A 10,907-nucleotide genomic window follows, 5' to 3' on the forward strand; every position below is an offset into this window, starting at 1 on the left:
CCGGGGGCCTCCTTAATGTTCAAACGCAAGTCGGCGGTTTCTACGTCCGTCATTTTCCCCGCCGCCTTACTCGGCCTGTGGCCACTCGGGGCGATCGCCGAAAATGTCACTCAGGCAGACATCGACCTGCCCTGGCAGACCACCTTTGTCGGTTGCAGCACATCAGCAGCACCTTTTATCGAGAACCAGCTCAACCTCTATGGCGCGCGCCCGCTGATGAAAGTTGGCGGCATGCAGGCATGGGCTGTGCCGCAGGGTGACGGCACAGAGAAATTTGCGCTGACAACGGAAGATGGACTGACGATTTTCGGCTCGGTTGTTGGGCCACAGGGCGAGGACATTTCCGGCGCGTTGCTATCGACAAGACCGAATACTGTTTCCCTCGAAACCGCCAGCGCCCCTTCTCCTTCAGGGTCCCCTTCACCGAAGGTTGCCAACGAGGAGCCCGCTGCATCGAACCCCAGCGCTCTCGAACCCCCCGGTCGGTTGACCGAGGCAGTTCCTGCGGAAGCGGAACCTGTCAAAGCACCGTCTTCGGATGTAGTTGAACCGAGCGACGATGCCGCGCGGGCCGCATCGGCCGATCAGGCGGACGCTGGCAAACCGCCCAAACTGGCGTCGGTGGGCTCTCAAAATACACCAGACATTCCGACCGCCCAGTCTTTGGATGAGCTGGTGCAGCAGGCCCATGATTTCAGCGCGTGGTTCCCGGTCGGCAATCCAAAGCCCGATGCACCGACCTTTTTCCTGCTTGCCGATCCCACGTGCCCGCATTGTGCATGGTCGATCGATTCAATGAAGCCGCTCATCCAAAACGGCGATATCGACCTGCGCATCATTCTCGTCCCGATCCTCAGCGAGGCGGCTTTCAATATCTCTGCGGCCATCCTTCAGTCGGACAATGTCGGCACGGTTTTCCTGAAAAATGAGTATGCCGCGACCTCAAGCGTTGGTGGTCAAAAGGTTGCTGCAATTGCTCCCGACAAGATCGACGATCAGACGGCGGATATTCTTCGCCGAAACGTGTTGTGGATGCGCCAGAACGGGATCAAGGGCGTTCCCTTCTTCATCTACAAGACTCCCGAGGGCGGACAGTTCGCATTTGGCAATCTCACCCAGCAGGCGCTCGATACGGCGCTCACGATGGAGTAGTCATGAGCGAGCAATCCTACGGCGCACTCGAAACCGTCATGAAGCGCACACAGACGTACCGGACAGCGTTCCGGGTGATGTCGGTGATCAGCGGTGCGCTTCTGGTCACAACCGTCGTTTCGGTGGGCGCTGCGGCCTACCTTGCCACCCATAAGCCCGAGCCGCGCTATTTTGCGACAACGACCAACGGCCAAATCTTGCCATTGGTGGCGTTGGATAAACCGCACCTCAATGCAAACGAAGTCGCCAACTTCGCCACCCAGGCCGTGACCGCCGCGCTGACTTACTCGTTCACCAACTATCGCGCCGACCTCACCGCCGTGCAGAAGTATTTCACCCAGCCCGCCGGATGGAATTCGTTCATCGACGCTCTGGACAAGAGCGGCCAGCTCGAAATGGTGAAAGAACGCAGGCTGAATACTACGGCAGTCGCACAAGATGCGGTGATCCTGTCGCAGGGGCCAAACGCCCGTGGCGTTTATCAGTGGGTCGTGCAGATTCCGCTCCGCATCACCTATGAATCCGCGAGCGAAGTGTCCGGGCAGGATCTTCTTGTGACAGTTACCATCAATCGGATGGAAACCTATCAGACCCCTGAAGCCGTCGCGATCAACCGCTTTATCGCAGCGCGTGGAGGCGCCTAATGAAAATGCGTACTTCAGGCGCCCTGCTATGCGTTCTCCTAGCGACCACTGCCCCTGCATTCGCGCAGGACGCGCCGAGCGGGCTTGCCCAAGCGGCTGCCCAAGGCACGCAGCGCGCCGAACAGATTAATCAGCAGCAAGCCGACCAGCAACAATACGAGCAGCCCGACAGCGAGTTTCCTGTCATTGGGTCTGACCACCTACTGAAGTCGCTGGATGAGTTGGACCGTCCGCTGTCGCCCGAAGAAATCACGGCTTACGGTGCGGCGGTTCAATCTCAAATGCCGATGACCCCCGAGTTGATCCGCGACTACAAGCGTCGGGTGAATGAAAGTCAGAAGGCCGCGGCTCAACCCGCTGCCGGCTTTCGGCCGAAGGCGATCTCTGATCAGGTTCAGGTTTCGCTTGAGGCGTCCGCCCAAACCACGGCCATCAAAACCTCGCCCGGAACGATCTCCAACCTCGCCTTCTTTGACCGCACCGGAAAGGCTTGGCCCATTGCCAGCTACGGCGTCGGTCGCCCCAATGCGTTTCAGGTCTATGCGATGCAGGAGGGCAGCAATCAGCTCATGATTACCCCGCTTCTTCCGCATGCCTTTACAAACCTGACCATTTCTCTGGTCGGTGAGGACCGGCCATTAATCATCGACGTCGAGACAAACGAGAAGGTCACGCAATATCGGCGCGACTATCAGGTCGACGGTCTTGGCCCGAACGCGCATGTTTCCACGGCCGTAAGCGCACCGCCGAGCCGCGCCTCCAACAAGGTGATGATGGCGTTCGTCCAAGGTGCTGGCATTCCACAAAGCGCCACGAGGCTTTCCACGGACGAGCCGTCCGTATCGGCGTGGCGATACGGAAAGGATCTCTACATCCGCACGACCAGCACGCTGCTTTCACCATCCTGGACTGAAAGCTTGACCGGTCCCGGCTCGGTTCACGCCTACAAGCTCAAACCTACGCCCGTTGCACTGATCTCGTCCGATGGCTCTGTCAAGAAAGTGAGAATTTTCCAATGACCGATTCAGAAAACCGATCTGACGAGAACCACAACAACCCCGATACCAGCGAAACGCACCAGGGCGCGCCGGAAGTCGAGACTGAATCGCCCATGAACGATGAACGGCGTTCCACGATCGATCGGAGCGCGCAGCGCAACAATCGCATTGTCTACGGCGGTATTCTGGTGATCGCAGTCGGTCTTGGTTTCGTGTTGTGGCAGAGCTATTCGTCTTCGCCCGTTCCATCGTCGAGCGTTGCGCGCCCGCCGAACGTCGACAGTACGCCCGGTGGCGAACAGCAAGGACGTTCAGAGCGCTACCAGAATACGCTCGATCACTCGAACGAGGTCGGTGCTGAGACAGCTTTTGAAAATGACGAGAGCTTCATCGCGACACCTGACGAAGCCATGCGGTCGATTGATACGATCGGGCAAAAGAAAGAGCCGTCGCCGGTCAAACGGCCAGTCGCGCCCGCCAATGTAATCGAGCGTCGCGCCCAACCTGTTGAATACCGAACCGCCGATCGCCGGCCGCCACCCAAACCGCAAACTGACTATCGACGCATTGATCAGCTTGCGAGCGCCATGAGCGCGCAACAGCAAGGATTGCTTCAGTCCTGGCAGCCTGTGGCCTCGCAGGCAACAGTTGTCGTTGAACAGGATCTGTATACGCCGCCCGAACAGCTCACAGCCAGCAACGGACAGGGCGGTGGCAATGGTTCCGTCCAGTCGTCCGGATCTTCACCGGTTCAAACCTATGCGGTCGCCGGCGACACGGTCATGGCGCGTATCCAGAACGCTTCCGATTCCGATACGCCCGGACCTGTGATCGCCGAGATCATCAATGGCCCCCTCGATGGCGCCCGCGCCATTGGCGCCTTAGAGGTGAACAAGACGCAGAGCGCGCTCGTCATTCAGTTCGATCGGATCGTGATGCCCGATGGCGCAAACTACGACACCAGCGCCTATGCGATCGATGCGCAGCAGTCGACCATCGCCGTGAAAACAGACATCGACCGTCGTTATTTTCAGCGGTATGGCGGCAAGATGGCAGCCGCGTTCATTTCCGGGCTGAGTGGTTCTCTATCTGAACCACAGCAGCAATATGTTGGCATTTCCGACAATATTGGCTCCATCATCACCAACAAGCCGACGGTGAACGAAAGCATCTATGCCGGCTTCGCCGCGGCTGGCGACGCCATTTCCAGCGACCTCAACAACAACGCGCCGAGTGGCCCCTTGGTCAAGGTTCGTGCCGGTCAGATGATCGGCATCCTTTTCCTCGAAAATGTCGCGGTGGCGAACTGATGGCAGACGGCGGTTTCAATATCTACGGGACGCCGGTCTACTGGCGGGAAACAGTACGAACACCGCGCCTGCTTATCTTCGATGCACGCCTGATATTCTTCTTCCTGCTTCTGACGTTGCACTTGCGGCTGTGGACCTTCATCGCTCTGGTCCTCGCGTGCTGCGGGTTCTGGCTCATCGAGCGCTATGGGTACGCTTTCCCGAATGCACTGAGGGCCATTCGCAGCCTTGTTGCTGGCCGCCAACGTCCTGCCCTGCCCGGCTACAGATACCGGTCAATGATCGACTATGGCTTCGAAACCGGAAGGACGTTCCATTGACCGAACATCTGCCAAATAACCCTGGAGGCGCTGGACGCAATGGCGGAATCTCGGTCAATCAAACGGATACGGAATCAGTCGGCTCACGTCGCTGATTCTATTTTGACTTCATTGAAGTCAAATTCATCACGACAAAAAGGAGAGATGAGTTGAGGTAGGCTCAAAACAACAAAGCCCCGCTCGGCTGCAACCGGCGGGGGCTTAGTGCTAAAAAAGGCCAATAAACTTGATAGGCCCTTTTTAGCATTCACCCGACATCGTAGGCAAGAGAAAAAACGCATTCTATGCGCACGATACCGCTTTGCCTGCTTCCTGCTTGAACGCAAGGAAAACGGAATGTTGAACTCAGCGATTGCGCGGCCCTCCGGCTGGCGCAAACAAACGCCCGACCGCGCCTATTTCTCAGACCTTGCGGCCAAGGCTCCCATTGGTGATCACGGCCGCGCGGAAATCAGACAGCTTCTCAATCGCATTCGGCCCGTGCTGCGGACGAACACAACGCAAATGCTCCTGTTGAATATCCTTTTCGATGCCACCTATGAGCAAGATTGGCAACAAGGATCGCAGCCGATCGTCTGGCTGTCCAACGACGCCCTTGCCCGCCAGCTCAATATCAGCGTCAGCGCCACGCGCGCCGCGCTGCGGGCGCTCACTGACATGGGCGTCATTACGCATCATGACAGCGCCAATTGCCGCCGCTTCGGGCATCGCGACCGATCCGGCCGGATTGTTCATGCCCACGGCATCAGCCTCGCCTTGCTCGAAGCGCGGTTTGGCGAGTTGACGGCGAAGGCCGACAAGCTCGATCTCGAAAACCATCGCCGGCGCGTCCTGCGCAACGACATCACGTCGCTTAGGCGCAACATCATGGCAACGCTCGAAATCGCCAAGGAGACGGTCAAGCCGTCGCGCTGGCATTCGATTGCCCAGCGCTTCGACCAGCTCAGGGCCTTTCTCGGAAAGATCGGCCGCGCCAGCGTCGAGCATCTGGAGCGGATGCACCGCGATTTCGAACGCCTCTGGAAGGCGCTCAATGCCCTCGTCATGCGTGACTTGGACAAGAAAACTGACACCAAGGCGTCATCTGACGGGCACCTATTAGAACATACAACCCAACCTGAAACTGTATCTTGTAATGAAGAACGGAGTCGCGCTAACGCGCAACACTCTGGTTTTCAAGCTGACAGCGCCTTCAGCGCTGAAAAGATGGCTCTTGAAAATGAGCCTCGGCAGGTTGAGGGGCATGAGCAACCCGAAGAATCGGTGAAATCCGGACGGCGGATAGATCTTCGAACCGTGTTGGCCGCATGCCCGATCATTTCCGAGCTTTCCGCCGAACCGCCGCGAAGCTGGCGCGAGCTGGACGCATACGCCGCGGAACTTCGCCCCATGTTCGGCGTCTCGGCTCACGCCTGGGCAGAAATGCGACAAGTCGCAGGGCAAGGGCTCGCTGCGCTCGCCCTTGCCATTACCGCCCAAAAATATGCCGACGGCGAGGTCAGTTCGCCGGGCGGATATCTGCGGGGAATGGCCCGGAAAGCCGCCGAGGGGGAATTGCATCTCGAAAAGTCCTTGCACGGGCTGCTCGCCCGAAAATTGGCCGCGCGGCCGGATCAAAGCCGCCAAGAGCTGTTCCAATAGTGGGTTAGGAGGCTGAAATTCCAACATGAAACGCATGAGATCCAAATTTTTGCTCGGTATTGCCGGGGCCATCGCGATGATTGCCGCCATTCCGGAGGCCGGCAGCATTGCTCAATCGATCGGCGTCCCGAAATCGGTCCTTCGGGAGATCGGACGGCAGGCTGAAAAATATGGCAGGCAAACGACGATCGTCACCAGCGCCGGGGAAATCAGCGTTTACGACGGGGACACTATCAAAATTGATGGTCAGCGCATGCGGTTGCTCGACATCGACACGCCCGAGATTTCAAAGCCGCGGTGCAGCTACGAGGAAGAAGTTGGCTATGAGGCCCGAGACAGATTGCGTGAGTTGATCAGCCAGGCCGGTAGCGTGGAAATCATCGACAGCGGGACAACCGACAAGTACGGTCGGAATCTGATTTATGTCGAGGTCGATGGTCGGGACGCTGGGAAAATACTTGTGAACGAGGGGCTTGCGCTTCGATATCGAGGCGGATCGACCGCGTGGAACGAGCGGAAACGGCATTGGTGCGGGTGACGATGAGGCCGTCCCTCACGGGACGGGATTTATGGAACGGATTCGCATTGTTCGACAATTGACGGCCTTGCAAATTATTATTCATTGCATACTATAGCAACAATAGACTGCAAGGCAATTGGAGACATGATGCCGTGACCGCCGAAACCATCGATCATTCAACGCTATCCCGGCTCGTGGAAGCCGGTGCTGTGAGCGGTGCTCATGTGGTCGGCCAGCCGGGCGGTTGGTCGGTGCTCGTCAAATATGGCATGGCCGAACGGGCGTTGGCCGCGCAACGCAGCCGCCAGGTGCGGGTGTTCCGCCGCATGGAAACGCTGGTCTCCTATCTCAAGGACATCGGCATCCAGCGCTTCGACGTGGACGCGGCCGAGTACGAGACCGCGGGCGGCAAGACCCATTCGCGGCCGGATCGCGCCGAAGCCCTGCGCCGCGCCCACGAAGCCGCTGCCCATGACAAATGGTTCCGCGAGCAGGTCGAGATTGCCTTGAGGGAAGCCGACGATCCGGATACCGAATGGGTTCCTCATGAGGTGGTCAAGCAGGATATGGCGCGCCAGCGCGCGGAGCTTCTGGTGCGCATCAAGGGCGATGCTGAGTGAAGGTCGTCTGGCTTCCCCAGGCTCGCACCGATCGGACGGACGCTATTGCCTATATCGCTCGGGAGAATCCTCGTGCTGCCCTTACCCAGCTTGGGGAGATCGAGCAGCAGACGGACGGGCTGGCCGACTACCCGGAAGTGGGACGGATCGGCCGCATGCGCGGCACCCGTGAGCTCGTCGTCAACCGGACCCCGTTTATCATCATATACCGGGTTCGGCCGCGCCTGGAGCGAGTCGAGATTCTGCGTGTCCTGCACGGCGCGCAACATTGGCCGCCTGTCTGATGCCAAGGCGCGAAGATGCTGACGCATCCCCGGCTTGGAGGAATTGCGTATTTTCCAATTGTCCTGGTGACTTGGGAATTCGCAAACGGAATACCAACGGTCATTTTCAATGACCGTTGGTATGAAACGCCGTGTTCGCTACCTGCTCCGCAAGTTGGCCGTTTTCGCAGCTTCGCGCCGGTTAAGGCCATCGTGGCTATGACACTGATGCCATCCGCGCCACGGCTGTTCAGGCAAAGGCATTCGCCAACACGTTCCGTGCGCCTCGACTTGAACAGACTCCGGTATTTTCTGTTTATTAGTTGGCGACCTGACGCGCCGCTTCAAGCCAGCCGTCAACCATGACCTGATTTCCGGAGATCCAGTCTGTGGCCTGCTCTTTCAAGTCTTCTGGGGAGTCCGCACCATTCTTCATCGCAGCATTCTGCTTGTAAATGAAGTCGATCGGAAGCGAGGCCTCTTCAAGCAGCTTTGCTGCTACAGGATTGTCATCAAGGAAGTCATTATTGCCGACGATACGGATATCGTTGACCGGCCATCCAAGGGTGCACGGATTAGAAACGCAGCCGTCGATATCGTCGACAGTTGCCGTGTCAGCCAAATGCTGCTGGTCTTCCGGCAGCCGCACGTCAGGCACCTCAATCCAGACGACGTCCTTGCCCGGCTTCAGTTCATTGACGGTCCAGTTTGGGGTCCAGGTGTAGAACAAGATCGGTTCGCCATTCGAATAGGCCGCGATCGCATCTGCCATGGCCGCTGAATATCCAGCATTGATGACATTGATGTCGTCGCCCATCTCGAAGGCGTCCATCTGATAGGAGATAGTTAGTTCGCAGCCCCAACCGGGTGGGCAACCGACCATGTCTGCCTTGCCGTCACCATTGCGGTCGAAAGCCTGCTTGACCTCATCACGACGGAAATCGTCCAGTGTCTTGATGTTGTATTTATCCGCAGAAGCCTTATCGACGAGATAGCCCTGTAGCGCACCCTGCTTTACCACATAACCGATCGGCCTGGCGTTGAAGCCCGGCTGATCCAGATAGACGTTGTGAAGCGGCAGCCAACCATCATAGTAGAGATCGGCACTGCCCTGCGAAACGGCCTGGTAGCTGAGCGGTACATTGCTGTCGAGCGGATCTTCGACGTCGTAGCCGAGCTTGCTCAGAAGTTGCGTGTAAACTGCGGTGATAATATAACCCGTATCGTCATTCGCCTGAGCAAACCTGACGCTGACGCCTTCTCCAGGCTTTTCGCCGGCTGCGATGGCTCCGTGCGGCAGCGCGAAAGCCCATGTCAGGGCCAGTAAGCCACCAGCGAGCATGGTTTGAGCTTTGTTGAAAATCACCAATTTTTCCTTTTTTATTCAATTGAAAACGGCGGCGCAACGGAACGCATGTCGTAATCCGAACGTTATATGCCGCAACTGACACCTTAGAGGATGCCTATAGCGTGCATCAACCCTAGAGATACCTCTAAAAATTGCATGACTCAATGGCTTGCTTTCGAGCTGCTCGACAGAAAAACAAAGCCATGCGAGCTCAATTCTGCTTTTCCGACCCGATGCCAGCCGGTCGGGAGTGTCGTACCGAAAATGCCCAAAATTACTGCAATTATGATAACGCGAACGCCGCTTGCCCATGCTGTCGACCTAAATGCTTGGTATAGTGTCGTTCGGCCAGCGAAATCTGCCACTCAGAAACAGTGCATATCGGCGTCTCCGCTCCCCGCACCATTCCAGCCATTGGCCCCTCACCTCACCCGCTTCTCCAGCCGCCCAATCACCACCTTCCCCAGCGTCTGCGGCTTCACCGCCAGCGCCGGGTCCTTGCCCTTCAGCCGCCCTTCCATATCGCCGATCGTGAACGTCGCGGCGCTGTTCAGGCCGTCCAGTTCCTCCCAGCTCACGGGCGTTGCCACGGGGGCTCCGGGGCGGGCGCGCAGCGAATAGGGGAGGATGGCGGTGGCGCCGCGTTCGTTGCGCAGCCAGTCGATGAAGATGCGGTTCCTGCGCTTTTCCTTCGACATGGTGGCGATGTAGCGCTCGGGCGCTTCCTCGGCCAGCATGTGGGCGAAGGTTTTGGAAAACGCCTTGACCGTGTCCCAGCTCACATTCCGCCGCAACGGCACGATGACGTGGATACCCTTGCCGCCGGTAGCCATGGCGGTCGATTTGAGGCCGATGTCGGAAAGCGCTTCGCGCATCTCGAAGGCGGCCTTCTTGGTTTCGGCAAAGCCGAGGCCCTCATCCGGGTCGAGGTCGAAGATCAGCCGGTCGGGCGCCTCGATCCTGTCGGCGCGCGCGCCCCAACCGTGAAACTCGATCGTGCCCATTTGCGCGGCGGCGACAAAGCCCGCCACATCCCTGGCATAGAGATATTCGCCGGTCTCGCCGTCCTTCTCCTCGATTTCGATGCGGGCGAGTTCGGCGGGAAAGCCCTTGCCGGCGTGTTTCTGGAAAAAGCTCTCGCCATCGATGCCCGACGGGCAGCGAAACAGCGAGACCGGGCGGCGGCCGGCGATCTCCAGCATGCGGCTGCCGACAGCCGCGTAATGGCGCGCGATATCGGCCTTGGTGACGCCGGCCTTGCCGAAAAGCTGCCGGTTCGGATGGGTGATTTCGATGCCGGCGACTTTGTCGCCCTTCGCTTTCTCCGCCTGCACCACGCCTGCCTCCTTGTCCTCTCTCAAGCCCAGAAACGCGCCGGGGCGGACATGGCCATCGGCGGTGAACTCGGCAAAATCGATCTCCGCCGCGAGCTTCGGCGTCACCCAGCGCGCATCGCGGGCAATCGCGCGCGGCACCTCGGCAAAGGGCGCGGTCTTGCGGGCAAGGCGCTTCAGCCGGTCGCCGAGATCATCCAGCGTCTTCTCGTCAAACCCCGTGCCGACGCGGCCGCGATAGCAGAAAACGCCGTCATCATCATACTGGCCGATGAGGAGCGAGGCAAAGGGGCGGCCCTTCTTCGTGGACGGCGAATAGCCGCCGATCACGAATTCCTGCCGTCGCGAGCATTTTATCTTGCGCCACGCGCTGGTGCGGGTGTGGCGATAGGGCGCATCCGCCCGCTTCGATACGATCCCCTCGCCGCCGGCCTTGCAGATCCTTGCGAGAATATCCTGGCCGTCGCCCTCGACGTAGGTAGAAAGCCGGATCGGGCCCTTTTCGGTATCAAGCGGCGACAGCGCTTCCTCAAGCGCGCGTTTGCGCTCGCTCAGCGGTAGGTCGGTGAGCGATGTGCCGTCGCGCTCCAGAATATCGAAGACGTAGAAGATCAGCGGCGCGCCATCCTGAAGGGCGGCCTGCAGGGCGGAAAAGGCGGAACCATCCTTCGGCACGGAGGCCGCCATGATCTCGCCGTCGATCAGCAGGCTTTCGCCCTCAAGCGGCACGAAGGCCTCGGCCAGGTCGCCGTATTTC

Annotated in this window: 11 protein-coding genes; 9 read left to right on the forward strand and 2 right to left on the reverse strand. The window is 58.9% G+C overall.

Annotated elements, in window-relative coordinates; all coding sequences use genetic code 11:
* Window positions 1–15: 15 nt before the first annotated feature.
* The 9 genes from K7H91_RS19280 to K7H91_RS19320 all read left to right on the forward strand — a co-directional run bounded on the left by K7H91_RS19280 (window position 16) and on the right by K7H91_RS19320 (window position 7,489).
* Entirely contained in the window at window positions 16–1,152 is a 1,137-nt protein-coding gene (locus K7H91_RS19280) for a hypothetical protein (RefSeq protein ID WP_230721848.1), read from the forward strand.
* Between the two features lie 2 nt (window positions 1,153–1,154).
* Window positions 1,155–1,796, forward strand: coding sequence for a type IVB secretion system apparatus protein IcmL/DotI (locus K7H91_RS19285; protein WP_230721849.1), 642 nt, complete (start codon window positions 1,155–1,157; stop codon window positions 1,794–1,796).
* Window positions 1,796–2,815: a DotH/IcmK family type IV secretion protein gene (locus tag K7H91_RS19290; protein ID WP_230721850.1), complete on the forward strand. Its 1,020-nt coding sequence runs from the start codon at window positions 1,796–1,798 to the stop codon at window positions 2,813–2,815. Before K7H91_RS19285 ends, K7H91_RS19290 begins: the two co-directional genes overlap by 1 nt.
* Entirely contained in the window at window positions 2,812–4,104 is a 1,293-nt protein-coding gene (locus K7H91_RS19295; protein WP_230721851.1) for a DotG/IcmE/VirB10 family protein, read from the forward strand. The genes K7H91_RS19290 and K7H91_RS19295 overlap by 4 nt, the downstream gene beginning before the upstream one ends.
* On the forward strand, window positions 4,104–4,424 hold the full coding sequence (gene icmT, locus K7H91_RS19300; RefSeq protein WP_230721852.1) for an IcmT/TraK family protein: 321 nt from the start codon (window positions 4,104–4,106) through the stop codon (window positions 4,422–4,424). The genes K7H91_RS19295 and icmT overlap by 1 nt, the downstream gene beginning before the upstream one ends.
* 336 nt (window positions 4,425–4,760) lie before the next feature.
* A complete protein-coding gene (repC, locus tag K7H91_RS19305) occupies window positions 4,761–6,065 on the forward strand; it encodes a plasmid replication protein RepC (protein WP_230721853.1) in 1,305 nt (434 codons plus the stop codon).
* A gap of 25 nt (window positions 6,066–6,090) precedes the next feature.
* A complete protein-coding gene (locus tag K7H91_RS19310; RefSeq protein WP_230721854.1) occupies window positions 6,091–6,603 on the forward strand; it encodes a thermonuclease family protein in 513 nt (170 codons plus the stop codon).
* Window positions 6,604–6,737: 134 nt separating this feature from the next.
* Window positions 6,738–7,205 carry a hypothetical protein gene (locus K7H91_RS19315; protein ID WP_230721855.1) on the forward strand — a complete coding sequence of 156 codons (468 nt, stop codon included), beginning with the start codon at window positions 6,738–6,740 and terminating at the stop codon, window positions 7,203–7,205.
* Window positions 7,202–7,489, forward strand: coding sequence for a type II toxin-antitoxin system RelE/ParE family toxin (locus K7H91_RS19320; protein WP_230721856.1), 288 nt, complete (start codon window positions 7,202–7,204; stop codon window positions 7,487–7,489). The genes K7H91_RS19315 and K7H91_RS19320 overlap by 4 nt, the downstream gene beginning before the upstream one ends.
* A 298-nt stretch (window positions 7,490–7,787) precedes the next feature.
* On the opposite strand, the gene proX is transcribed toward K7H91_RS19320, so the two are convergent.
* Window positions 7,788–8,834: a glycine betaine/L-proline ABC transporter substrate-binding protein ProX gene (gene proX, locus K7H91_RS19325; protein WP_230721857.1), complete on the reverse strand. Its 1,047-nt coding sequence runs from the start codon at window positions 8,832–8,834 to the stop codon at window positions 7,788–7,790.
* A 404-nt stretch (window positions 8,835–9,238) separates the two neighbouring features.
* Window positions 9,239–10,907, reverse strand: a 1,669-nt coding sequence (ligD, locus tag K7H91_RS19330; RefSeq protein WP_230721858.1) for a DNA ligase D, incomplete at its 5' end; no start/stop codon positions are given.

The organism is Martelella mediterranea, from assembly GCF_021021415.1.
In the GTDB taxonomy this organism is placed as follows: Bacteria; Pseudomonadota; Alphaproteobacteria; order Rhizobiales; family Rhizobiaceae; genus Martelella; species Martelella mediterranea_C.

Coding starts and splice junctions, on each gene's coding strand:
- K7H91_RS19280 (WP_230721848.1), top strand. CDS start 16: ATGTTCAAACGCAAGTCGGCGGTTTCTACGTCCGTCATTTTCCCCGCC.
- K7H91_RS19285 (WP_230721849.1), top strand. CDS start 1,155: ATGAGCGAGCAATCCTACGGCGCACTCGAAACCGTCATGAAGCGCACA.
- K7H91_RS19290 (WP_230721850.1), top strand. CDS start 1,796: ATGAAAATGCGTACTTCAGGCGCCCTGCTATGCGTTCTCCTAGCGACC.
- K7H91_RS19295 (WP_230721851.1), top strand. CDS start 2,812: ATGACCGATTCAGAAAACCGATCTGACGAGAACCACAACAACCCCGAT.
- icmT (WP_230721852.1), top strand. CDS start 4,104: ATGGCAGACGGCGGTTTCAATATCTACGGGACGCCGGTCTACTGGCGG.
- repC (WP_230721853.1), top strand. CDS start 4,761: ATGTTGAACTCAGCGATTGCGCGGCCCTCCGGCTGGCGCAAACAAACG.
- K7H91_RS19310 (WP_230721854.1), top strand. CDS start 6,091: ATGAAACGCATGAGATCCAAATTTTTGCTCGGTATTGCCGGGGCCATC.